Raw genomic sequence first — 22,315 nt, 5'->3', positions numbered from 1 at the left:
GGCTGGCATGGCTTACATGATCGCGGCGTTCGCGGCGGGACTGGCGCTGACGCTGGTGCTGGCGGCGTTCCTGACGCCGGGCCGCTGGTGGAAGCGGCCAAACGCGCGCGCCTTGGCGATCCTGGTTGCGGGAACGTGGGGCATCGGGAGCCTGCTTTTCCAGGCGCTGCCGAAACCGGCGATGGCCACGACGACGGCGACCGAAGGCCTCGCAGCGATCCGGCCGGTGTGGCCGACGGCGGGCCGCAGCTACCTGGTGTTCGAGGATCTCAACCTGCGCGCCGGCAGCGGCATCGGCGCGCGGCGGCTGGCGGTGGTTCCTGTCGGCGCGGTGGTGACGACGACCGGCACGCGCGAAGGCGATTGGTGGGAGGTCAGCACGCGCGTGGGCGGCAAGCCGGCGACGGGATGGGTCAGCAGCCTGTGGCTGCGGCGCGCGGACGAGCGGCGTTGAATGATGGGGTCGCCGCTTTCACGCGCTTTCGCGAGGACGACGACCATTATCCCGTCGTCTTCGCGAATGCGGAGAACCCATTGCCGAATTAATCGATTGTTCTTACACTCGGTCGCAACAATAACTCTCGGGGAGCGACCGCGATGTACGGCTTGATCGGAAAGATACGTTGCGTGCCGGGCCAGCGCGACGCACTCGTCGCCGTTCTCCTCGAAGGCACGTCAGCGATGCCGGGCTGCCACAGTTACGTGATCGCCAACGACAAAACCGATCCCGATGCGATGTGGATCACCGAAGCATGGGACAGCCAGGACAGCCACGAGGCGTCACTGTCCCGCCCGGCGGTGCAGCAGACAATCGCCAAAGGTCGGCCGATGATCGCCGGTTTTGGCGAACGGTTCGAGACCGAGCCGCTCGGCGGGATCGGCATGGCGAAGCCACAGCAATGAACATGCGCCACTTCTTCGGACTGGGCTGCATCACTTTGCTGTTCCCGGCGGGGGCCAGCGCCGACCGAACCCGGTACTACCGCACAGTCGACCTGCAGGCCGACTCGTCGCACCTGATTGCGCGCCATCCTCATCAGGGAACCGACGGCGCGATCTGGAACATCACGCTGGAAGAGTGCGACACCGGCCACACGACAGTCATACCGGATGTCCCTGCGTCGACCTATCTGTGGATCGCGCGGGCGTCGAACTTGTGGTCGGGCGATCCAACATCAAGCTTAAAAAGACCGGACTAGCTGGTGATCTACTCCGCGGACGCCGAGCGCCTGCTCGAACAAGACATCGGCGCCTTCGACTGGGCGTACAAAAATGAATCGGTCACCAACTTGATCAAATCGTATCGCGCACCGAATCCCGACATCACGATTCGGCAGCAACGCAACGATTGCACGCTGTCGCTCACCGACGACAGCGGAGTGATCCGGGAATTTCTTTTCAGCTGCCCGCGGGGGCGCGGCCGGCAACTGGACGCGTTGACGGTGAAATAACACCCCCCATTTCTAGTAGCTTGCCCGGGTTGCTCGCTGCGCCTAGCATCGAAATAACTTCTGCACACCGACGGGAAGCGATGCAGGAAGACTAAAAGCGCCTTCACCCGGCGATCCCGTATGCTCCGCAGAAGGGCCAACCTGGCGTGGGTACGATCTCGAAGGTAAGACCCTCGCTCTCGCGACTGGTGGTCCACGATCGCGCTAAACCTGAGGCAGTCCCATGAACGATAACCCGTCGCCAAACGAACAGAGTGCTGCGCTCAGCCAATCCGCGTCGCTTGACTTGGTTCTCAATACATTCGATTCAAGATTAAAACACCTCGAACAGCCAGAAGAAACGAGTCGTTTCGCCTGGTTGCAGAAAAAGGCAAGCTTCTTCGCGCTGATGATTGGCATTCTGCTCAGTACGATTTCTCTTTTTGACATTTTTTGGACTAAACCGCGGGAAACACTATTTCGAGAGACCGAAGAATTCAACAAGGCCGTAAATGCAGTGGCGAATCTACGCCAAAATATGATTCAACTGCAGTACCAATCCAATAATCCGCAAATGGTGATGGCTGTGAACTCGATGGTTACGCCGCAAGTGCTGGCGAATATTCAGTATGCAACGACGCTTTTGCCTCGGATTGGCGACCAAGCGGGAATTCCACAACTGATCGTTTTGATATCGGAGTCATTAAATATTTACGATTGGAAAAGCGCTGATATTTTTGTCGAACGCGCAATCAAGGTGAAAGACGCCGTTCCCTCGCTTCAGTCGGAAGCGCGTCGTTACAAGGCGCGCTTAAGTTCTCCACTGGAAAAATACAAGAGGGCAGAAAAGCGTTTGAGGACTCGCTTAATGTCTTGCGAAATGAAGCAGGGTTTGGAATCAATGGGGTACGCGCGTACATCATTAGCGATTGGGCCATTTCCGAATTCGCGATGGGTGACTGTGGCGTAGGCCTAGAACGAATCCGACAGTTTATGCAATATACTCTGGACCCGCAAATTCCGCCGCCCAGTCGTGCGGCTCTGATCTCCACGTTGAAATCCCAGATTGACCAACTCCAGTTACGGGATAAACGCTGCCCTGTCCCCACCGAATTACAATCTCTCCAGTAATACCGGCGATCTCGGTGGTTTAGAGGTTTTTTGTTTAAACAAAGAATTTCCAACCTTAAGGGAAATATCCATGCGCGCACTAAAAAGTTCGATGTTGGCGTTGGGATTGATGTTCGGCTTCCCCCATGCAGGCCAATCGCAAATCATAAACATCTTGGGACCCACACCCATCATTGCGGGCGTTCGGCTTCAGTGCAATGGCGCCATATCATACGTCGCCAACATCTCGGATATCGCAATGGCAACGCCAGGGCAACTTTTATTTCGCCCGGATTTTTTCTTCCTTCCACCTACCATCCAGTGGTTCATCTATACCCATGAATGTGCGCATCAGGTCGTTGGGAGCAATGAAAACGCTGCGGATTGCTGGGCAATAAAACTCGGCCGCAACCAAGGCTTTTTTTCACTCCAGGCGTTGAATCAAATTTGCGGATACACGTTTCCTTCTCCTGGCGACTGGACTCATCTGCCAGGACCGGCCCGCTGCGCGCAAATGGCCATGTGCTACCGTACACCTTGATTTGGGCATTGGAGGATTTACAGGGTGAGTGCCATTAATCTGCATTGAGCGCCATCGGATTGAAAACCATCCCCTTGGCTTCCTGCGTCGGCCCCGTGCGCACGAACCCCAGCGCCTCGTACACCGGCACCGCGTAGTTGGACGCGTTGACGGTGAAATTGCCGCTGCCGCCCGCCTCGATCGCGGCGGCCCGCGCCGCCTCCCACAGCCGGCGCGCCACGCCCTGGCGATGCCAGTTGCGGTCCACGAACATGTGAAACAGGTGCGAGCGGTCGCGCATGCCGGCAAAGCCGACGATCGCGCCGTCAGCTTCGGCAACGTGGTACACGAAGCCGCTATCGATGAAGCCGCGGATACCTTCTTCGTTGTTTTCCCGCAGCACCGTGGCCCCGCCCTCCGGGGTCGACTCATGCAGCACGAATTCGAGCATCAGCGCCCTCAACATGCCCGCCACCACTGGTACTTCCCCCGCCTCCATCGGCCTGATTCGAATCATTGGTCATTTCGTCCATGTTGTTACTCCCGCCAACATAGCACAGCCCATCAAATAATGCCCACGAATGTTGACGCACAGCACTATCGGGCCTAGACTGGACTCATCATGTCCAAAGACAGTTTGTCCGTTCCCCTCCCGGCGCAGCCGGTGCGCCGCAAGGTGCCCCTGTCGAAGCCGCTTCGGCATCCCCGCTACCGGCGCCTGTGGACGGCCAACCTGGTGTCGAACCTGGGCACCTGGATCCAGACTTTCGCATCGGCCTGGCTGATCGCCTCGCTGTCGCATTCGGCCTCGGTCACCACCCTCGTCCAGACCGCCAGCTACGTGCCGATCTTCCTGTTCGCGCTGTTCGCCGGCGTGGTCGCCGACGCGGTGGACCGCCCAAAGTTCCTGTTCTTCTGCAACCTGTTCATGGCGCTGTGCGCCTGCACCCTGGCCGGCCTGGTGATCACCGGCCATGTGACGGCCGCGCCCGTACTGGTGCTCACGTTCTGCCTGGGCACCGGGTCCGCCTTCATGTGGCCGGCCTGGCAGGCGTCGATGTCGGCGCTGGTCGAGCCCGACGAACTCGAGGCCGCCGCCACCCTCAACAACCTCAGCTACAACGTCGCCGCCATCCTCGGCCCGGCGCTGGGCGGGGTGCTGTTCAACCTGGTCGGTCCGGGCGCGCTGTTCCTGGCCAATGCGCTGTCCTTCATCGGCCTGCTCGCCGTGTACCGCGCCTGGTGGCGCGAACGCCTGCCCACGACGGCGAAGCCCACGCCCTTCCTCGAAAGCATGAAGGCGGGCTTGTCGTGCGCTTTCGGCTGCAGCCGCTACCGTCACATCCTGTTCAACGTATGCACGGTGTTTTTCGCCACCATCGCCTTCGCCGGCCTGCTGCCGGTGTTCGTGCGCGACGTGCTGCGGATGAATTCGAGCACCTTCGGCATGCTGATGGGTAGCCTGGGCGCCGGCGCCGTCATCGCCGCCTTCCTGCTGCCGGGCCTGCGCGCGCGCTTCGACCGCACCCGCCTGCTGAGCGCGGCGCTGCTGGTGTACGGCGCCATGCTGATCACGCTGTCGTTCGCCCGCTCGCTGGCGGTACTGGTGCCGATGATCGTGCTGGCCGGCATGGCGTGGTCGGCCACCGTGTCCACCCTCAATGCGGCGGCGCAGTCGTCGTTCCCGCCGCACATCCGCGCACGCACGCTGTCGATCTACCTGTTCGTGATGGCGGCCGGCTACACCGCCGGCAGCCTGGTCTGGGGCCGCATGGCCGATCACTTCGGCGTGCGCTTCGCCTTCGCCGTCGCCGGATCTTGCGTGATTGTCAACGCCATCGCCCTCGCCACCGGCAAGCGGGAAAAGCCGCTCTAATCGGCGCATGGAAAGCTGCGAATCCTTGGTAAGCTGTCAGCATTGTTATTCTGCCTGCCCGCTTGCCAATGATTCGTTCGCCAGACAGCCTCCGGTTCGGCCCCCGCCTCGATATCGCGGCCGGCAGCGTTGCCGGCGCCGATCCGTTTGCCGGCCTTGAAAACCAGGACAACCTGCTGCTGATCGACAGCGCCGGGCGCGCCGTGTTCCTGCGCGACGAGCAGCTCGCGCAAGTGCAGGTCGACGGCTGGGCGCGCGGACACGTCCGCATCGCGGTGCTCGACGGCATGGGCGGACACGGCCGCGGGCGCGAAGCGGCCGAGGCCGTCGTCGCCGGGCTGCTGGAGATGCCCGCCTGCACCACCATCGCGCAACTGGAGGACCACCTGGCACGGCTACACGCGCGCCTGCAGGCCGAATTTGCCGGCGGCGCCGACGCCGAACGGCGCCCCGGCACCACGCTGACCCTGCTCGAGCTGCCGCCAGGCGAGGCGGCGCTGCTGTATCACGTCGGCGACTCGCGCCTGTACGAAATCACGCCGGAGCGCATCTACCCGCTGACGGTCGATCATGTGCCGGCCACCGCGTTCGCGATGACGGGCGTGCTGGGCGAACAGGAATGGTGGCAGCAGGTGCACGGCGAGCACCGTTCTCAGATCGCCCAGGCGTTCGTGCTCGGCAATGCCTTCGCCGACCCGGCGCTGCTCGACGATGCATTGTTCGCGCTCACGCCGGCGCGGCTGCCGCGTTTCCTGCGCCACCTGCCAGACCGCCGCGCCGTCGCGCTGCGTCCCGATGCGGTGTACCTGCTGGCGACCGACGGCTTCTGGGCCTGCGCCGAGCCGCACCTGTGGGTGAGCCGCTGGCCGGAAATACTGGGCGCCGGCCGCAGCGCCGCGGACATGGTGCAGCTGCTGTTCGACGCCATTCGCACCACGCCGCCGCCCGGCCTGCACATCGATAACCTGACCGCGATCGTCCTGCGGCCGCTGGCGGACCCGGACCCTGAGGACGAGACATATGCTTGACTAGTCAAGTATCTTTAATTGCAGCCCAGAAAAATAGGTGGCACACTCTACAACAGATGCTTTGCCGGAATTTGAAGAAACCGGCGTAAGCTAGAGTTAAACAGACGACAAACGTTGCTATGAACAAATGCAGTAACGCCGACCACCCGCACTGTACCTTGTGGGTGATGCTAGGGGATACCTCTTGCGCCAGCGGGCATGCCCAGCCGGCCGCAGCGCCGCCGACGAGTTTCGACTTGATCAGTGCGGTGCGCAGCGCCCGCGCCGCCGGCGGCGATGCGGCGCACGCGCTGGTCCCAACGGCCGTTGCGCAGGCGCTGCCGCTGCTGCAGCGCCCCCACCTGCACGTCAGCGGCTTCGATCCGCGCGCGGCGGGCGGCCGCCAGGCCATCAAGGTCGAGCTGCGAGGCATGCCGGCCGACGCGGCCCCGCTCATCACCATGCAGCTGCGCTCGGCGCTGATCGCGGGCGGCGGCGCGCGCCACGCTTTCGCGCGCACCACGCGCGGCGACTGGCGCCCGGTCTTCATCGAATTTTCCTCGCGCGACAAGGAACACGGCCAGTACCAGATCGACGTCCAGCTCGACAGCGAGCCGGACGGCCAGCCGGCGCGCCGCTGGGCCTGCACCATGGTGCTGCTGGTGCCGCGCGCCGACGCCTCGCTCACCGAAATCCACCAGACCTTCCTGTCGACCCACAAGAATGTGCGCGTCATCGCGGACGACGCCTCGATCGCGAAGGTCAACGCGCAAACCGGCGGCGGCCGCCTCGACATCGACGTCACCGCGCGCAATGCCGCGATCGCCCACCTGAACCTCGACGGCGGCGCCGGCAAGGTGGACCTGGGCTTCTCCACCATCGCGTGGGACGAAGACCTGATCGAGATCGACATCCCGGAACGCACCGAGCCGCACCCCTTCCCGGCCAGCAGCGCCTGCCTGGTCAACGCGGCGCCGGACGCCGGGGCGCAGCGCCAGGTGCGCCTGTTCGCGCTGGACGAATGCGTGCTGGGGCGCTGGGAACAATACGACCCGGAGGCTGACGTGCTGCTGGCGCACTTCGGCGACGACGGCCAGGACCGCAACGGCCTGACGCGCCGCCTGTCAGGGCGCCACGCCATCATCCGGCGCGGCGAGCGCGGCTTCGAGATCGAGGACGTGTCGCGCTACGGCATCCTGCTCGACGGCGTGTGGCCGGGCAAGCACAAGCCGGTGCCGCTGCGGCTGGGCATGCGCATCGAACTGACCGCCAGCATCAAGGGCGTCGTCGTGCTCAACGTTTCCGCGCTGCTGCCGAACGGCGTGATCATGCACCGCATCGACCAGGGCGAGTTTGCCGAGTGCTTCTATTTCCTCGAGCCGGGGCGCCATCCCGGCTTCCCGCTGCCGGCCTTCCCGCGCGAACCGCGCGCGGCCGTGATGCCGCTGCTGTATCACCAGAACGGCGGCTTCTGGCACCTGGACGCGGTCACCGGCGTCGAGACGGCGCTGGGGCCGGCGACATCGCTCGAACGGCTCAGCCCGTTCCAGCGGCATGTGCGCTTCACCAGCGAGCCGTATCCGGAAAGCTGGATCATCCGCAGCCGGTCTGGCCAGCTGCAGCAGGCGCTGGCGCAGGACATGCACACTGCCTAGTTGGGCGGGGTCAGGTCCGGCGGAGCGACGGGGACGCCGAGTCCCCAGGTGTTGGTCCGCGGCGTCGACAACGTCGCTGCCCGGTCGACTCTATTCGACGCTTCCGCGCGCAACGCTACGTCGAGCGACAGGAAGAGTCGCTCGCTGTTTCGCAAGCCAGCCGCGGGAAGGCTGGCCAGCATCGCTTACCAGTGCGGCACCAGCACCAGGAACACCAGCGAGATGCCGATCAACAGCGCGGCTTCCAGCGTGAACACAATGGCGGGGATTTGCACATCTTTAGGGATCTTCATGGCGCTTCCTTCCAGGCGTTGCCACGTTATGCTGGCGCCGCGCCGTCAGGAAACACCATGAATCAGCGCAGCGGCCTCGGCAGCGAAATCCACTCGGTTTCGCCCGGCACTTTCGCGTAACGCTGCTGTTCCCAGTCGTCCGCGGCCTGCGCCAGGCGCTCCTTGCTCGACGATACGAAGTTCCAGAACAGGAAGCGATGGCCATCGAGCGGCGCGCCGCCAATCACCACAAATTGTACTCCGGTCGCCGTCGTGATGCGCGGGCGCCCGCCGGTTTCGAAGTAAGCCATCGTGTGCGGCGCCAGCGCCTCGCCGTCGATCGCCAGCTCTCCCGCCACCGGGTAGATCGCCGCTTCCTCCGGAAGCTTGTCCAGTACCAGTTCGGCGCCGGCATCGAGCCGGATGTCGAGGTAGAGCGTTTCGCTGAAGGTCGCCACCGGCGAGGTCAGGCCGAAGGCGCTGCCGATCAGCACCCGGGCGACGCCGCCATCGAACGGCGCGACGGGAATCTGGTCGGCCGCCGTGTGACTGAATCCGGGCGGCCCCTCTTCATGCTCTTTGGGCAGCGCGGCCCACAGCTGCAGGCCGTGGCTGCGCCGCGCCTTGCCCACCAGGTCCGGCGGCGTGCGCTCGGAGTGGACTATGCCGCTGCCGGCCGTCATCCAGTTGATCGCGCCCGGCTCGATGCGCTGCACCGAGCCCAGGCTGTCCCGGTGCAGCATGGCGCCCTCGAACAGATAGGTGACCGTGGCCAGGCCGATGTGTGGGTGGGGCCGCACGTCATGGTTGGCGTCGGGCGGCGCGTCGATCGGCCCGAAGTGGTCGAAGAAGATGAACGGCCCCACCGCCTGCTTCGCCGCGGCGGGCAAGATGCGGCGCACCATGAAGCCGCCTCCGAGGTCTTTTTCGTGCGGCTTGAAGAAGTATTCGATGGCCATGGCGTCACGCCAGCGCGGTGGTGATTTCGGTGGTCACGGTGGTCATCAGCTTGTGCACCGGGCACTTGCCGGCGACCGTCAGCAGTTCCTGGCGCTGCGCCTCGGTCAGGTCGCCGCCGAGGTGCAGGACCGTCGCCAGCTTGTACACGCCCTGCCGCTCGGCGCTGGCATCGCGCACGACGTCCACCTTCACGTCGCGCAGGGGAATGCCCTTGCGCCCGGCGTACCACACCAGCGTCATCGCCTTGCAGGACGCGAGCGCCGCATCGTACAGGTCGTGCGGCGACGGCCCGGAATCGGTGCCGCCTTCCTCGATGCTGCCATCGGTGACGAACTGATGGTCGCGCACGTGGACGACGTGGCCCAGCGGCTGCGACAGGTCGCGGGTGACGGAGATCGACATAAGGTTCCTTCTGAAGGCTGTAGTGGAACCCAATAATCTACACCAATTCAAACGGAGACGGGGTCTGGTCCCGCGGACCTGACCCCATTTTGAATTCACAGCAAATTGCGCGCCACCCGAAAGCCGACAATGCCATTGCTGCGTCCCGCCGAAAAGCCGTTGCGCAGCGCAGAGCGCAGGTAGCGCGGGCTGTACAGCCATGAACCGCCGCGCAGGATGCGCCGTCCCGGATCGCCGCCCTCCTCCCAGGCCGCGCCCGTGTTCGGCGCACCGTCGTAATTGTCGTGCACCGGGTCCTGCACCCACTCCCACACGTTGCCGTGCATGTCGTACAGTCCCCACGGATTCGGCGGAAACTCGCCGACCCGCGTCGTGCCGCGCCGGTATTCGCCCATCGCGCTGCCATTGTAGCTATGGTTGCCGTCGAAGTTGGCCAGATCGGTGCTGATGGCGTCGCCGAAGCTGAACGCCGTCTTGGTGCCGGCGCGGCAGGCGTACTCCCACTCCGCCTCGCTGGGCAGGCGATAGCGCTGGCCGGTCATCTCGCCCAGCCACGCCACGTAGCGCTGCGCGTCGTGCCACGACACCCCGACCACCGGATGATCCTCGCCCTGCGCGAAGCCCGGCGCGTCCCAGTTGAACTCCTCGTGCGGCTGCCAGCCGGTCGCCTCGGCGAAGCGGCGCCATTCGCCAACGGTGACCGGATAGCGCCCCAGCGCGATCGGCTGTTCGATCCCGACCCAGTGCTGCGGCGTCTCGCGGTCCAGCCACGATTGCAGCGATCCGGCCTCCATCGCTTTTTTGCGTTCGTGTTCGGGCGAGCCCATTTGAAAGCGCCCGGTCGGAATCAGGACCAGGTCGGGCGCCACCCCCGAGCCGTCCAGGAAGCGGTCACGCAGCACGCCTTCGGTGTCGGCCACCGGGCTCGCGGCGGTCGGCAGCAGCCGGTCCAGTTCCGCCTGCACCCGCGCTGCCGCTTCGAGGCGCGCGCGATGCTGCTCTTCGCGATACGCCGCCGCGGCCTTCGCCTGCAGCAGCTTGCGCTGCCGTTCTTCCTGCTCCAGCCGCGCCTTCTCGGCGTCGGCCGCGCGCCGGTCGCGCAATTGCTGGCGCAGCGCTTCCTTGCGCTCGCGCCGCGCCGCTTCCGCCAGCGCGCGCTCGGCCTTTTCCTTCGCGCGCCGTTCCTGGTCGCGGATCAGCTGGGCCGCCGCTGCCGCCTGCGCATTGGCCTTGCGCTGCGCCGCCAGCTGCTTTTGACGCAGCTCCTCCCGCGCGCGCGCCTCCGCCTGTTCGGCGGCGATTTGCTGCGGCGTCGGAGCAGCGGCGCGGCGCAGCTGGTCGAGCAGGTCGGCCACGCTGGCCGGCCGCTGTTCCGGGTCCATGGCAAAGCCGGACTGCAGCACCTGCCATTGGGGCGCGGTGAGCGCGGCCGGCTGCGGCGGCTGGTGCGCCGCGCTGCGCACGCCGTCGAACGGCATGCGTCCCTCAACCATCTGGTAGATCATCACCGCGACCGCGTACACGTCGAGCGCGCGCGCTGGCTCGCGCTGGTAGACGCCCGCTTCCGGCGCCCGGTAGCCGGCCGTGCCGGAACTAGCCGGCGCCTCCAGCCCGATATTGCTCGCGCTCGAACGGGCGCGCGCGGCGATGCCGAAGTCGAGCAGCTTGACCTCGCCCTTTTTGGTGACGAACACGTTGCCGGGCTTGATATCGCGGTGCACCAGCCGGTGCCTCTCCCACGCATACGCCAGCGCCTCGGCCACCGGCGCCAGCAGCCCGGTCGCGCGTTCGAGCGAAAACGGCCCCTCGCGCGCCAGCAGGCTGTCGAGGTCCTCGCCTTCCAGGCATTCCATGATGATGAAGTAGCTCGCCGTGGCCGGGTCCTGCGCCCATTCGTAGACCCGCACGATATTCTCGTGGGCCAGGCGGCGCGCCTGGGTCGCCTCCTCGACCAGCAGCTTGGCAAGCGTCGGGCTGACGGTCAGCTGCGGCGGCAGGATCTTCAGCGCCACGCAGGCGCTGTGACCGAGTTCCTCATGCGTGGCCAGGTCCATCGCCTGCCACACCTGGCCCATGCCGCCTTGCGCGATCAGGCGTTCGAGCTTGTAGCGGCGGTTCTGCGGGCCGATCTCCTGGCCCGCCATCAGTCCGATCTCGGTACCTTGGCGGACAGGCGCGGACACCCCGCCCGGCGGCGCGTACTCGGCGTCCAGGATGGCGTTCTTGCGGCTGTCGAATTCCTGCAGGCTTAGCAGCCCGTCTTCGTGCAGGGCGCGCAGTTCGCGGATCTTGTCTCGTGCGGTCTGCATCGTTCCAGTCAGGGTCGGAGGGCCGCGCCGCACTGCGCGCAGAAGCGGTCGCCCGGCTGCGCCGCGTGGCCGTTGTCGCAGCGCGGCGTGCCCCGCTGCAGGTCATGCTGCAAATTGACCAGGTCGAGCTGGTGGCGCCGGTCCTTGTCCACCTCGGCGTCGCGCCGCGCCGCTTCCTGCTGCACGCGCTGCTCCGCCATGCGCGACGCTTCCTGCGCAGTGACGTTGTTGGTGGCGCCGACCACGCCGGCCAGCGCCGCCAGCTGCTGCGGACTCATTCCCGCATGGACCTGCGTCTTCATGTAATCGGCCAGCGCGGCGGCGTTCGGCGCCGCAGCCAGCGCCACCTTGGCAGTGTCGCCCATCGCGCCGATCGCCTCGACCCGCGCAATTTCGATGCGCGCCATGTCGGCCAGATGCGCCAGGTGCGCGAACTTGTCCTCGCGCTCATGCTCCAGGCGGCGCAGCTCGTGCTGCCATTCGGCTTCCTGCGCCTGCCGCTTCATCGCGAGCCGCGCCTCCTCGCCTTCGAGCGCCAGTTTCTGCGCCTGGCGTGACTGCACGCCGTCGGCCTCGATCGTGCGCAGCAGCTTTTCGTACTGGGCGATCGATTCGGCCGTGGCGCCTTCGCGCCGCATCGCTTCCAGCTTCTGGTTGGTCTCCTCGGCCAGCAGCGAGCCGCCGCGCAGCAGTTCATGCTGGCGCTCCAGCGCCACTTGGTTTTCCCATTCCTGCATGCGCTCGGCCTCGCGCTTGTGCGCCGCGTTGATCAGCGCCAGCGACTGCCACCTGGCCTTGTGCTCCTCTTCCTCGATCTCGGCCAGGCGCCGCGCCGCCGCCTTCTGGCCCGACTGCAGGCGATCGAGTTCGGCGCGCTTGCGCGACTCGTCTTCGATCAGCATCGCCTGCGCGACCTTGTTCTCGATCTGCTGCTGCAGCAGCCGGTGCGAAAAACGCTGCTGCGCCAGCTGGCGTGCCTCCAGCGCTTCCTGCTGCGAGATCTCCAGTTCGGTGCGCATGCGGATCTGGGCGATGTGGCGCAGGTGCGCCCAGTCGGCCGATTCGTCGGCGCGCGCCGCGTCCTTCTTGGCCAGCTCGTGCTCCAGTTCGGCCAGCACGTCGCCGGCGCCGCGCTCGATCGCTTGCTTGCGGTTCTTCGACTCGACGACGCGCGAATACAGCTCGATCTCGCGCGCGCGCACCGCCTGCATGCGCTCGGTGTTTTGCAGAGACAGCTCGGCGCGTTCGATGGCTTCATCCTGGCGCAGCTCGGCGCGGCGGTAGCGCAGCCGGCTTTCGAGTTCCTCGCGGTGGATGCGCTGCCATTCGGCGTCGTCGTACAGCTGGTCGAGCTGCTTCGCATGTTCGAGTTCGACGTGGCGGTCGTCAACCACCAGCCACAAGGTGCCGATGCGCTCGCGGCTGGCGTCGAATTTGTCGTGCTTCAGCGACACCGTATCGACCTGCACCGCCGCCAGCCCGTACTGCGCCAGCCGCATCTTCAACGCGCCCTGCAGCCGTTCGTCGAGCTGGGCCCGCAGTTCCGGATTGCGCGCCATGTCGCGCAGCGACTGACCGGCGATGAATTCGGCGGCCAGCTGGCGCACCGATGGCGCCAGCAGCTCGCGCAGGTGTTCCGTCGTGACGGTGCCCGGCAGGGTCATGAAGTGGCGCGCGAAGGCGGCTACCTGCTCGATCCGCACGCTGACGGTGACGCTGGCCGCAACGGGCAGGTGCTCGGCGGTCGGCAAGTCGTTAAATTCGAACTGGACCGGCATGGCGGCGCTGCGGGTGATCAGGATTTCGGCGTGCTGGTTGCGCAGCAGGTGGTTCAGGCGCGTGAAGAAGCCCTCGATTTCGTATTCGCCCTGCGGCACCTCGGTGGCCTTGTCGCCCTGCAGAATATAGGCGCGCGTGGTGGCCGGCACGCGCAGCGTCTTGACGAACAGGCCCGAAAGCTCGCGCACGCCGAAGAACACGGCCAGTTCGCCGGGGCCGGGGATCCAGCGGTTCTCGCGCAGCACGGGCTCGTTGCGCGGCGCGCCGAGCGTCAGCCCGCACTGGGCGCAGTAGCCCGCGCCGTCGGCGTTCTTGTGCTCGCAGCGCGGACATTTGACGCCGCCAAATCCAAACATCTGGAACATATCGACTCCTGGTTATTCTATCCGTGGCCCTCCCGCTTCGATTCTAGCAGGGGCAGGCATGCTTTTACATGACGCACGCGAGGCGTGCGCCGCTATTGTCTAGATGATCCCGATGCGCCCGACGCAGGCCACGCTGGCGCCCTTGGCGCGCACCGCCTGCGCGAACCCGGGCGCCAGCTCGTTTTCCCACGCGGCCGGCAGCAGGATACGGTCGCCGTCGACCGCCTGCTGCAATATCAGCGCGCATTTCGGCTCGCGTCCATCGACCGGATCGACCCGCCCCGCATGCCAGGCGCCGGAGCAGCCGGTGGCGATAATCCGGCCGCGCGGCAGGAACTCGCGCCCGCGCGCGAGGCGGTCGGCCATCACCAGCGCCAGCTCGAAGGAATTGCCGTGAAAGCGAGGCTGGCCGAAACGCACCACGCTGCGCCAGCGCCCCAGGCCGCGTCCGTCGAAATGGCGCGCGCCGGCCAGGGCCTGGCGCACCGCCAGCTGCTGCGTCAGGTCCAGGCCGGGCGTGGCGATCGCGTCTTCTTCCTCGCCGGCTTCGCGCGCCAGCGGAAAAACGCTGACCTCGACCCAGCACAGGCTGTCGTTGATGCCGCCGCTGTGCAGCGGGAACCAGGCGCGCGCCGACGACACCGCCCCCGCTTGGTCCGGCTGGCCGGTCAGCATGCCGAGATGCGCCAGTCCGTCCGGCCCGCCCAGCAGCGCGTGCTGGGGCGCGCCGCCAACCGCATGGCCGCCGATCCGTCCCAGTTCCCATGTATCGGACCAGCCGTTCGCCAGGGCCGGCGCGGACGGCTGCCAGACCCCGCGCACGATGCGGTCGGCCAGCACCACCGCCAGTTCCCAGTCGCGCTCGTGGATGCCAGGGGCGCGGTCGATGCTCACCACGACCTGGTCGCGGCTGTCGAAACGCGGCTCGGTGTGGCGCGCCAGGCGCAGCACCTGCAGCATGCGCTCGGCCAGCGCCGGCGATCCGGCGCCGCTGCACTTGATGTCGGCGCGGTCGGCGCGCGGCCGCCGGGTCGCCGTCGCCGTCAGGATGGTCCCGTCGGCGAGCAGGCTGCAGCATTCGGCGCTGTCGGGCAAGCGGTTCATGCCGGCTCGCTTTCGGACAGCGCGAGACGGCGCTCGCCGGTATGGTATTCGAGGTTGGCGACGATGCGCTCGGCCTCGTCGAACAGGCCGGCCATCTGCGCGTCGCCGCCCGGCTGCAGGCGCGCCAGCAGCGCCCAGGCCTCGTCGAGGGCGGCGACCGCGCGCCGGACCTGCCGGATGCGCCGCGCCTGCTGGCACGCGTCGAGCGGCACCCCCGGCGCCGCCAGCTCCAGCGCCGGCATCGTCGCAGCCGACAGGTTGGCCAGGTCCAGCCGCTGCAGCAGTTCCTGGTGGCGGCGGAACAACCCTGCGCCTGAAGGCAGCACGGCAAGGCGCAGGCCGCACATCACGCATGGCAGTTCGAGGAACAGCCGGCGCAGCGCGCGCGCGTCCGACAGCGGCTCCGGCGCTGCCGCAGGCGCGACGGCGCTCGCCGATTCGGGAGCGGATTCGCGGCGCGCCAAAAGGATCTGCGCGAAATCGACCGTTTCGCCAAGGTCGGCCGGCACGCACTCTTCCACCGTTACACCGAAGCGCATGTACAGAAGCTGGTTGAAGCCGGCGCGAAACGCATTCCACTCGGCCAGCGTCGTGCAAGGCGGCAGTTCGAGGTGGCCCTGCGACAGTTCGTGGCGCAGCGCGGCCTGGATCGCCTCGCAGAACCGGTCCAGCGGGACCGCATCGGCCGCTTCGCTGGCCAGGTACAGGTCGAACCGCTGCTGCGCCACGCGCGGATCGGGGCTGTCGATCGCAAAGGCCACGCGCAGGCCGATTTCGGGAGCCTGCGCGAAGGGAGCCAGGTCGGCATGGTAGGGGCCGGGGTGGAAGGCCCATGCGGTTTCGCCGGGCTCCGGCGCGAGCCTGGCGCCGTCGGGCGCGCGCCGGGTGCGACCGCCGCGGTCCACCAGCACCGCGGCGCACCCGGGCGGAACGGCGGCTCCGGCAGGCAGCGGCATCGCAATCACGGCGGCACCCAGCCCCGACGTATCCACGACGGGGCCGCGCTCAGGCCATTTGAAGAGGCCAGCCATCGTGCTCAGATCCTCACCGGTTCGACCGCGAAGCGCGCGCCGAACTGCTGGAAATGCTGCGCCGGGGGAGTCTCGAACGGCCACGCGTTTTCGCACTCGCCGTCGGCGTCCAGGCGTCCCTGCAGGACGATAGCGCCGCCGCCGTCGGTCACGCGCAGCATCGGCTGTTCGCGCATCAGCTGCGGCGCGAACGGCGCGGCGGCGGCGAGCTTCAGGATCACCTGCCAGCCAGCACCCTGAGGCAGGAAGTGCAAGGCCCAGTGGCTGTCGTCGGTCGCCAGCTGTTCGACCGCTGCGCCGCCCGACGCGGCGCGCAGCATGCCGTCGCTGCCCGACCATACGTTGCCCGAAGCCGCACGGGCGATCGACAACTGGCGCAGGCGGCGCAGGGTCAGCGGGGAATCCGCGAGCGCCTTCTTCTCGCCTGCGCCCAGGGGGCGGCTGCCGTCCAGGGCTGCGTTCAGCACGGCGTCGTCGAGCATCAGCCGGTCGCCTTCAACGCGGCGTGACAGCAGCAGCTTCTCGCGCAGCTTGTCGTCGAGGGTCTTCACATCGTTCTCCTTCATGGTCGCTGCGCCCCAAGGAGCGTGGCGATGGCGGCGTCGCGCCGCTTGCGCAGCGTCGGCAACGAGACCTGGTCCATCATCGCCAGCTGCTGCATCGTCGGCAGTTCGCCGGTGACGGGATCGAGCCATTCGGCAGGATAGCTGTCGTCGTGCGCCCCCAGCATTTTCAGGTACACCGCCAGGCGCACGGGCAGCGATTGGCCTGCCATCGGCCCGGCGGCGCTCATCAGATTCATGTAGCCGGGGGCCGGTGAAACATCGGGCTCGCGCTCCGCTTCGTCGAACACGCGGGCCAGGTCGTCCAGCCAGCCCGCGGCGTCCACGCCGTCCTGCTGCCAGTCGCAGTCGCGGTTGGCCGACAGTTCTTCGTAGTCGCCAATCTCGCGCAGCATCGCGCCGATCCGGTCCGGGCAGTGTCTCAAGCTCGCGAAGCGCTTCGAGCGGGTATGCAAGGGACCCGGGGCGCCGGTGAACCGCTCGCGCGACTCGCTCCAGTTGATCACCCATTCCGGCTTGCAGCCGGCGATCGACTTCATCTGGCGCACTTCGATCGGGGCCGCCGCCGCGCCCACTTCGCGCCCGAGGATGGCGCCGACCTGGCCCGGATGCTGGCGCCAGGCGTCGAAGATCCGGGCGATGTCGCCGTACGCGGTGTCGATCATGCGGTAGGCGTACATCTTGTTGGGACTGCAGCTGCGCCCGCACGCGACCTGGTAGTTGTCCGAATCGACCTTGTCGCGCAGGACCGCGTACATGTCGTTGACCTTCTTGCGCAGGATCGCGTCGCCGCCGGCCTGGTCCCAGAACGCGCCGATCTTTCCGTGCTCGTTCTCCACCGCGACGGCGAACGCGTCCCAGTCGGCGGGCCGAGCCTGCAATTCGAACAGCAGGCCGAGCGCCAGTTCCAGCACGCTCTCGCCGTAGCTGTTGGCGGGCGTTTCCGCGCGCGCCGACCGCCAAGTGGCGCGCAAGGCGCCCGATGTATGGTCGACATATTCGGACAAGGCGGCCGGGCGGCAGCCAGGATCGAGCAGGCGCGCCGGCGAGGCATGGGCGAACGCCGCCAGGGAGCACAGTCCCAGCATCTTGCGCACTTGTTCCCACCCGTGCTCCTGGTAGCGGGTCCCCGGCAGGCGCATACCCTTTCCTCGAATCGTCGTTGGCCGGTCCGCCCGGTGGCGGACACATCAAAATCATGCCATACAACCGCGGTCCGCAAGGCGCGCTTGAACCGCCTATTTACCCTTCTGTTCATGATTCTGCGCAAGCGCGGACGCCAGCACCGCCGCGACGACCGGCGCCGCGTGTTCGCCGCCGGTGGCGTCGGAGTGGCTGACGAAGGCTGCCAGCGCCAGCCGGTGCGGCTGGCGAGGCAGGCTGCCCGGCTCCAGCCAGCCGGTGAACCAGACGGTGGCCGAGTCGCCGCCGCCCTGCGGGCCGGTGGGCGCAGTGCCGGTCTTGCCGGACAGGCGCGTGCGCAATCCGTCGAAGCGCTTGTCGCGGAAGGCGCCGGCCGCGGTGCCGACGTCCACCACGCCTTTCATGCCGGCCCGGATGCGGTCCAGCCGCACGCCGAGCGGCGGCATCGGCGCTTCCACGGCGTTGCGCTTGTCGAGCGAGAGCAGCAGGCGCGGGGCGATCACCCTGCCCTGGCCGACCGCCCCGGCGGCCAGCGCCATCTGCAGCGGCGTGACTTGCATGCGCAGGCCGATCGACATCTGGCGCAGCTCGTGGCGGGTGTGGATCGGGTCGATGTTCGAAGGGCTGGCTTGAAGCGCATCCCACGCCGACCAGCCGAAATCGGCCGGCAGCAGGCCGGCGTCGAGACGCAGCGCCTGGCCGAATCCGAGGCGGTGCGCCATGGCGACGATCGGCCGCACGCTGTCGAGCGCGCCCGGTTCAAGCGGCTGCAGATCGGGCGCGCCGCCCTCGGCGCGGCCGAACAGGCTGCGGTCGCTCAGTTCTCCCGACCAGGCGAACCAGGTGTTCAGGCTGTATGTCAGCGCCTGCGCCAAACCCAGCCTGCCGTCCTGCGCGCGCCGGTCCAGGTGCTGGTCCTTGTAGTTGGTGATGTGCGCCAGCGTGGCCGACACCGGATAGACCGAGGCGTCGGTGCGGAACGCGAAGCCCTTTTCGCTTGCCACCCGGTTGATCGCCGGCAGCGGCATTCCCGCCAGCAGCGCTTCGAGCTGCGGATCGCGCCGCGCGGCTTGTTCTAGGCCCATCGCGCTGATCACCTTGAAGGTCGAGCCGGGACTCGAATGGGCGCCGCCGTCGTGCTGCAGGGCCGGCAGCCGCAAGGGGCTGCGCGCCGGGTCGGTGCGGTCGAAATTGCGCACTTCGTTCCAGTTCGCCGCGGAGACGGGCGCGTTGCCGGCGCCGGCCGCCGCCAGGATGTCGCCGGTTTCGGTGTCGAGGATGACGATGCCGGCGTGCCTTCCGGCCGGGGCGGGCGAGCCGCCGCTGCACGATTTGCCGTCCCAGCGGCCGCGCCGCATGCCGATGCAGTCGAGGGCGCCCTGGCTGGCCGCCTGCAGCGCAAGGTCTAGCGTCAGGCGCGCGTCGTGCGGCGTGCCGCCGGGCGCCGGCAGCCGTGCCAGCATGCCGGCCACGCTGCTGGCGTGATCGGGCCGGATGCCGAGCAAAGGCGCAAGGCCCGCGTCGATCGCCGCGCGCGTCGGCGCACCGGCGCTCCACAGTGGCACACCATTGCGGTCTTCCAGCGTCACCTCGGCCAGGGCGGCCGGCCGCGGCGCGGCCATCGGCGCAAGCTGCTGCCAGTCTAGCTGCCCGCCGACGACGCGCAGGTGGCGGTACTGCAGGTCGCCCGGCATCGCCAGCGCCGTCATGTCGAGGGGCGTGGCGTCGAGCGACACGCTGCGCGCGCCGGGCAGCAGTTCCAGCACCAGCACCTGGGCGGCGTCGCGCGAGGGGCAGGCCCGCCCGCCGCAGGCATCCTGCGCCGTGCGCACGCGCGCACCCTGCACGTTGGCGGCGCGCCCGATCAGCATCAGCTTCACGGCTTCGCCGCCCTGCGCCGGCTGCGCGAGGTCGAGCGTCAGGCGCGCGGCGCCGCCGCCGGGCCACGCGTCGATACGGGTCCACGGCGCCCATCCCTGGGCGAGCCCGGTGAACAGGCGCGCCGCCGACGCCGGCATCGCGCTGCTCTGCGAGGCGGGCGCCCCTGCCACGCTGGCCTGCCATTGCCCTTCGCGCGCTGCTTGCGGCACGCGCCATGCCAGCAGGCGCCGCTCGCCATTGAAAACGCGTATCTGTTCCCGTACGTATTCGCCGTCGGCCATGCGGTACAGGCGCCGCAGCACCTTCACGCCGGCCGGATCCAGCACCACCTTGTCCCATCCGGCCAGCTGGCCCGCCCTCTCGGGGGCAGGAGCGGCGCGCCACGCGGCCAGGTCGCGCGGCGCCAGTTCCGCCAGGCCACCGGCGCCCAGGCGGATCATGCCGCGCCGCCGCAGCTCCTGGAACAACGCCTGGTCTTCCACGCCGCGCGCGGGGTCGATCGGCACCAGGTAGCGTCCCGCGGCCAGCCATGCGGTCACCGGCTGTCCGTTCGACGGATATGCCGTCACCTGGGCCCTGGCGGCGGATGTCGATGGCGCCGTGCGCACCACCTGCACCACCAGTTCGCCCGCGGGACAGGCGCCGCCGGCACGGCGCTGGATATGCATCGCGGCGTCGCGGCGCCACACCAGCCAGCCGTCACGCCGCAGCGCGACCTGGCCGTGAGCGCCCTGACCCGGCTTGCCCCAGTCCGCGTCGCCGATCCAGCGCACCGCGCGATCGGCGCTGTCCCAGCGCAGCTGCAGCGGCTCGGCGTCGGGCGCGGCGAAATCTCTGATGGCGTTTCCGCTGACCTGCACGCGCGGCATGTCGGCCGTGTCCGGGCCGCTGAGCGCGACGTTGCGCAGCGGCGCCACCCTCGCGGCGCGTTCGGCCCAGCGCGCCACTTCGTCGAAGCCGTAACCGATCCGGATCGTCAGCAGGCGGCCGTCCCGCGTGCCCGCCATCTGCGCGCACAGGTCGATGCGCAACGGCGGCGCGCTGCGCATGCCGGCGGCGACCAGCAGCGCGCCCGCCTCGTGCTCCTCCACCGTAATCCCGCCTTGCTCAGGCACGCTGAACGCGATGCCCGGCAGCGCGGGCTGGAACGCGGCCACCGGATGCGGCAGGCCGCCGGTGCCGGGAACGTCGCCGGCCACCGCGAGGCTGCGCGCGTGCGCGGCGAGCAGCAAGGCGCCGCCCAGCGCCGCCAGCGCGCCCGCCGCACCGATCCAGTGCACCGCCGTGAGCGCGGCCGGGCGGACCCTAATGCGCAAGGCGGGCGTTGCAGCGGGTTTCGTACGCGGCCGGGCGCCGGCGCGCGTTGCCGCGTTCAGGTTGCGCGCGCGACGCCATGCGACGTGCCGCGCGCGCGCCTGGCGCACCAGGTTTCGGATCGAGCCTTGCATGGGTTCCCCGTCAGGAAAGGCGGGTCCGCACCTGCGCACGCCGTCTGCTCAGCCTTAGCGGGGGGGAGGCGAAAAAGGCCGGGTTCGCTACTGCGCTTCGTCGCCTTTTTTTGCAGGCCGGGACGCAAAATCGGCGACTCGTCGCAACCGGCTGGCGAGGGCGCCGGCGCTTGGCTACAGTGCAGTCATCGCAACGCCACACTGAAAGGAACTACCATGAACGTCCTCAAAAACTTCGAAGCCGTTTTCGCCGTGGCCCTCGGTGTGGCCGTCTCCGCCGCCAACCTGGTGGGCTCGCCCGAAACCGCCGCCCCCGCCGCGCAAGCGATCAGCACGAGCGTGGCGACGCCGTCGAAGATGGCCGTCGTGTCGGTTCCCGCCAAGCGCATGACCGCGCTCGAGAAGCAGCGCTCGCTGGAAGATGAGCGCCTGCTGGCAAAGCAGGAAGCGACCCGCAACCGCATCTGATTTGCACGGGGCCAGTTCGCAAGATTGGCCCCTTCCGTGCGTTGGCGCACATCGATTTGGGCGTCATCTGTTTCAGTTGTAAGCAAATTCATCAAATCTCCGCAAGGCCGCGCCGGCTTGATATATTGAATCGCAGGCTTTTGAAACGGAGACCAAAATGAAACGTACACTGACACTCGCAACACTGATCACCCTCGGCGCCGCAGCCTGGATGCCGTTGCCCGCACTGGCGCAACCGGGCTTCAACGTGGTGATCCAAACCGCGCCGCCGGCGCCGCGTTTCGAAAGCGTGCCCGCGCCGCGCCACGGCTACGTCTGGGCACCGGGCTACTGGAACTGGGAAGGCGGCCGCCACGTGTGGATCGCCGGCCACTGGGAGCCGGAGCGCAGCGGTTACCACTATCGCAGCAGCGAGTGGATCCGTGACGGCGGCGGCTACCGCCTGGTGACAGGCGGCTGGCAGCCCGTCGCCCAGGTGCGCTACGACGACATTCGCATCGCCCCGCCGGCGCCGCGCTACGAGCGCATCCCGCGCGCACGGCATGGCTATGTATGGCAGTCGGGTTACTGGGACTGGCGCGGCAACCGCTATGAATGGATCCCGGGGATCTGGGTCGCGGAGCGTCCCGGCTACGTGTACTCGCAACCGGTCTGGGTGCAGCGCGACGGCCGCTGGTTTTTCGAGCAGCCGCGCTGGAATCCGCGCGGCGGCCACGACCGCGACCGGGACGGCATCCCCGACCGCTACGAGCATGGCCGTGACCGCGACCGTGACGGCATTCCCGACCGTTACGAGCATGGCCGCGACCGTGACCGCGACGGCATCCCGGACCGCTACGAGCAAGGGCGCCGCGACCAGGACCGCGACGGCGTGCCGAACCGGTACGACAGGGATCGTGACGGCGACGGCGTACCGAACAACCGCGACGCCCGTCCGGACAACCCGTACCGCAACTAGAGCGGGATCAAAAAAGGCGCTGCGGCGCCTTTTT

General features: G+C 67.8%; 21 protein-coding genes. 11 read left to right on the top strand and 10 right to left on the bottom strand.

The features are described from left to right. The first annotated feature begins 7 nt into the window (after positions 1-7). From Q4S45_RS07445 to Q4S45_RS07420, 6 genes are all read left to right on the top strand, one after another. Positions 8-454, top strand: coding sequence for an SH3 domain-containing protein (locus tag Q4S45_RS07445; protein ID WP_305510562.1), 447 nt, complete (start codon positions 8-10; stop codon positions 452-454). Positions 455-597: 143 nt separating this feature from the next. Further along, positions 598-903 (top strand): putative quinol monooxygenase, encoded by a 306-nt coding sequence (locus Q4S45_RS07440; protein ID WP_305510560.1) that lies wholly within the window; start codon positions 598-600, stop codon positions 901-903. Then, entirely contained in the window at positions 900-1,199 is a 300-nt protein-coding gene (locus tag Q4S45_RS07435; protein WP_305510558.1) for a hypothetical protein, read from the top strand. Before Q4S45_RS07440 ends, Q4S45_RS07435 begins: the two co-directional genes overlap by 4 nt. A gap of 3 nt (positions 1,200-1,202) precedes the next feature. Then, positions 1,203-1,451 (top strand): hypothetical protein, encoded by a 249-nt coding sequence (locus Q4S45_RS07430; protein ID WP_305510557.1) that lies wholly within the window; start codon positions 1,203-1,205, stop codon positions 1,449-1,451. Between the two features lie 223 nt (positions 1,452-1,674). Further along, positions 1,675-2,400 carry a hypothetical protein gene (locus Q4S45_RS07425; protein WP_305510555.1) on the top strand — a complete coding sequence of 242 codons (726 nt, stop codon included), beginning with the start codon at positions 1,675-1,677 and terminating at the stop codon, positions 2,398-2,400. A 96-nt stretch (positions 2,401-2,496) separates the two neighbouring features. Further along, positions 2,497-3,081 carry a hypothetical protein gene (locus Q4S45_RS07420; RefSeq protein ID WP_305510554.1) on the top strand — a complete coding sequence of 195 codons (585 nt, stop codon included), beginning with the start codon at positions 2,497-2,499 and terminating at the stop codon, positions 3,079-3,081. A gap of 34 nt (positions 3,082-3,115) precedes the next feature. Here the strand turns inward: Q4S45_RS07420 and Q4S45_RS07415 are convergent, their stop codons facing one another. Next, positions 3,116-3,577 carry a GNAT family N-acetyltransferase gene (locus Q4S45_RS07415; RefSeq protein ID WP_305510553.1) on the bottom strand — a complete coding sequence of 154 codons (462 nt, stop codon included), beginning with the start codon at positions 3,575-3,577 and terminating at the stop codon, positions 3,116-3,118. Between the two features lie 105 nt (positions 3,578-3,682). Here Q4S45_RS07415 and Q4S45_RS07410 point away from each other — a divergent pair, with 105 nt between their 5' ends. The 3 genes from Q4S45_RS07410 (at position 3,683) to Q4S45_RS07400 (ending at position 7,598) form a co-directional block, all read left to right on the top strand. Further along, complete coding sequence (locus Q4S45_RS07410) at positions 3,683-4,936, top strand: MFS transporter (RefSeq protein WP_305510552.1); 1,254 nt, start codon at positions 3,683-3,685, stop codon at positions 4,934-4,936. Positions 4,937-5,004: 68 nt separating this feature from the next. Further along, positions 5,005-5,964, top strand: coding sequence for a PP2C family serine/threonine-protein phosphatase (locus tag Q4S45_RS07405; protein WP_305510550.1), 960 nt, complete (start codon positions 5,005-5,007; stop codon positions 5,962-5,964). Positions 5,965-6,200: 236 nt separating this feature from the next. Then, positions 6,201-7,598, top strand: coding sequence for an FHA domain-containing protein (locus tag Q4S45_RS07400; protein WP_308633172.1), 1,398 nt, complete (start codon positions 6,201-6,203; stop codon positions 7,596-7,598). A gap of 355 nt (positions 7,599-7,953) precedes the next feature. Here Q4S45_RS07400 and Q4S45_RS07395 read toward each other — a convergent pair whose 3' ends face one another. The 9 genes from Q4S45_RS07395 to Q4S45_RS07355 form a co-directional block, all read right to left on the bottom strand. Continuing rightward, positions 7,954-8,829 carry a pirin family protein gene (locus Q4S45_RS07395; protein ID WP_305510549.1) on the bottom strand — a complete coding sequence of 292 codons (876 nt, stop codon included), beginning with the start codon at positions 8,827-8,829 and terminating at the stop codon, positions 7,954-7,956. A gap of 4 nt (positions 8,830-8,833) precedes the next feature. Continuing rightward, on the bottom strand, positions 8,834-9,232 hold the full coding sequence (locus Q4S45_RS07390; protein ID WP_305510548.1) for an OsmC family protein: 399 nt from the start codon (positions 9,230-9,232) through the stop codon (positions 8,834-8,836). A 95-nt stretch (positions 9,233-9,327) separates the two neighbouring features. Continuing rightward, positions 9,328-11,541 carry a bifunctional serine/threonine-protein kinase/formylglycine-generating enzyme family protein gene (locus tag Q4S45_RS07385; RefSeq protein WP_305510546.1) on the bottom strand — a complete coding sequence of 738 codons (2,214 nt, stop codon included), beginning with the start codon at positions 11,539-11,541 and terminating at the stop codon, positions 9,328-9,330. Between the two features lie 8 nt (positions 11,542-11,549). Further along, the gene (locus tag Q4S45_RS07380; protein ID WP_305510544.1) at positions 11,550-13,685 is read right to left on the bottom strand and encodes a hypothetical protein; all 2,136 of its coding nucleotides are present in this window, start codon (positions 13,683-13,685) and stop codon (positions 11,550-11,552) included. Positions 13,686-13,784: 99 nt separating this feature from the next. After that, positions 13,785-14,789, bottom strand: coding sequence for a hypothetical protein (locus Q4S45_RS07375; RefSeq protein WP_305510543.1), 1,005 nt, complete (start codon positions 14,787-14,789; stop codon positions 13,785-13,787). After that, positions 14,786-15,820 (bottom strand): hypothetical protein, encoded by a 1,035-nt coding sequence (locus tag Q4S45_RS07370; RefSeq protein WP_305510541.1) that lies wholly within the window; start codon positions 15,818-15,820, stop codon positions 14,786-14,788. The genes Q4S45_RS07375 and Q4S45_RS07370 overlap by 4 nt, the downstream gene beginning before the upstream one ends. Before the next feature lie 5 nt (positions 15,821-15,825). Then, the gene (locus Q4S45_RS07365; protein WP_305510539.1) at positions 15,826-16,386 is read right to left on the bottom strand and encodes a hypothetical protein; all 561 of its coding nucleotides are present in this window, start codon (positions 16,384-16,386) and stop codon (positions 15,826-15,828) included. Further along, positions 16,383-17,525: a hypothetical protein gene (locus Q4S45_RS07360; protein ID WP_305510537.1), complete on the bottom strand. Its 1,143-nt coding sequence runs from the start codon at positions 17,523-17,525 to the stop codon at positions 16,383-16,385. The genes Q4S45_RS07365 and Q4S45_RS07360 overlap by 4 nt, the downstream gene beginning before the upstream one ends. Before the next feature lie 96 nt (positions 17,526-17,621). Beyond that, entirely contained in the window at positions 17,622-20,855 is a 3,234-nt protein-coding gene (locus Q4S45_RS07355; protein WP_305510535.1) for a penicillin-binding transpeptidase domain-containing protein, read from the bottom strand. A 216-nt stretch (positions 20,856-21,071) separates the two neighbouring features. On the opposite strand from Q4S45_RS07355, the gene Q4S45_RS07350 reads away from it, so the two are divergent. Together Q4S45_RS07350 and Q4S45_RS07345 are read left to right on the top strand one after the other, a co-directional pair. Further along, entirely contained in the window at positions 21,072-21,323 is a 252-nt protein-coding gene (locus tag Q4S45_RS07350; RefSeq protein ID WP_305510534.1) for a hypothetical protein, read from the top strand. A 157-nt stretch (positions 21,324-21,480) separates the two neighbouring features. Beyond that, positions 21,481-22,281 carry a hypothetical protein gene (locus Q4S45_RS07345; RefSeq protein WP_305510533.1) on the top strand — a complete coding sequence of 267 codons (801 nt, stop codon included), beginning with the start codon at positions 21,481-21,483 and terminating at the stop codon, positions 22,279-22,281. Positions 22,282-22,315 lie beyond the last annotated feature (34 nt).

The sequence above is a fragment of the Massilia sp. R2A-15 genome (assembly GCF_030704305.1).
In the GTDB taxonomy this organism is placed as follows: Bacteria; Pseudomonadota; Gammaproteobacteria; order Burkholderiales; family Burkholderiaceae_D; genus JAFCUW01.
The sequence above is the reverse complement of the archived record's forward strand: the minus strand, read 5'-3'. Positions and strand labels throughout refer to the sequence as shown.

Bases quoted from the DNA above. Each gene is read 5' to 3' on its own strand.
- Q4S45_RS07445 (WP_305510562.1), top strand. From the start codon at position 8: ATGGCTTACATGATCGCGGCGTTCGCGGCGGGACTGGCGCTGACGCTG.
- Q4S45_RS07440 (WP_305510560.1), top strand. From the start codon at position 598: ATGTACGGCTTGATCGGAAAGATACGTTGCGTGCCGGGCCAGCGCGAC.
- Q4S45_RS07435 (WP_305510558.1), top strand. From the start codon at position 900: ATGAACATGCGCCACTTCTTCGGACTGGGCTGCATCACTTTGCTGTTC.
- Q4S45_RS07425 (WP_305510555.1), top strand. From the start codon at position 1,675: ATGAACGATAACCCGTCGCCAAACGAACAGAGTGCTGCGCTCAGCCAA.
- Q4S45_RS07415 (WP_305510553.1), bottom strand. From the start codon at position 3,577: ATGATTCGAATCAGGCCGATGGAGGCGGGGGAAGTACCAGTGGTGGCG.
- Q4S45_RS07410 (WP_305510552.1), top strand. From the start codon at position 3,683: ATGTCCAAAGACAGTTTGTCCGTTCCCCTCCCGGCGCAGCCGGTGCGC.
- Q4S45_RS07405 (WP_305510550.1), top strand. From the start codon at position 5,005: ATGATTCGTTCGCCAGACAGCCTCCGGTTCGGCCCCCGCCTCGATATC.
- Q4S45_RS07395 (WP_305510549.1), bottom strand. From the start codon at position 8,829: ATGGCCATCGAATACTTCTTCAAGCCGCACGAAAAAGACCTCGGAGGC.
- Q4S45_RS07390 (WP_305510548.1), bottom strand. From the start codon at position 9,232: ATGTCGATCTCCGTCACCCGCGACCTGTCGCAGCCGCTGGGCCACGTC.
- Q4S45_RS07385 (WP_305510546.1), bottom strand. From the start codon at position 11,541: ATGCAGACCGCACGAGACAAGATCCGCGAACTGCGCGCCCTGCACGAA.
- Q4S45_RS07380 (WP_305510544.1), bottom strand. From the start codon at position 13,685: ATGTTCCAGATGTTTGGATTTGGCGGCGTCAAATGTCCGCGCTGCGAG.
- Q4S45_RS07375 (WP_305510543.1), bottom strand. From the start codon at position 14,789: ATGAACCGCTTGCCCGACAGCGCCGAATGCTGCAGCCTGCTCGCCGAC.
- Q4S45_RS07370 (WP_305510541.1), bottom strand. From the start codon at position 15,820: ATGGCTGGCCTCTTCAAATGGCCTGAGCGCGGCCCCGTCGTGGATACG.
- Q4S45_RS07365 (WP_305510539.1), bottom strand. From the start codon at position 16,386: ATGAAGGAGAACGATGTGAAGACCCTCGACGACAAGCTGCGCGAGAAG.
- Q4S45_RS07360 (WP_305510537.1), bottom strand. From the start codon at position 17,525: ATGCGCCTGCCGGGGACCCGCTACCAGGAGCACGGGTGGGAACAAGTG.
- Q4S45_RS07355 (WP_305510535.1), bottom strand. From the start codon at position 20,855: ATGCAAGGCTCGATCCGAAACCTGGTGCGCCAGGCGCGCGCGCGGCAC.
- Q4S45_RS07350 (WP_305510534.1), top strand. From the start codon at position 21,072: ATGAACGTCCTCAAAAACTTCGAAGCCGTTTTCGCCGTGGCCCTCGGT.
- Q4S45_RS07345 (WP_305510533.1), top strand. From the start codon at position 21,481: ATGAAACGTACACTGACACTCGCAACACTGATCACCCTCGGCGCCGCA.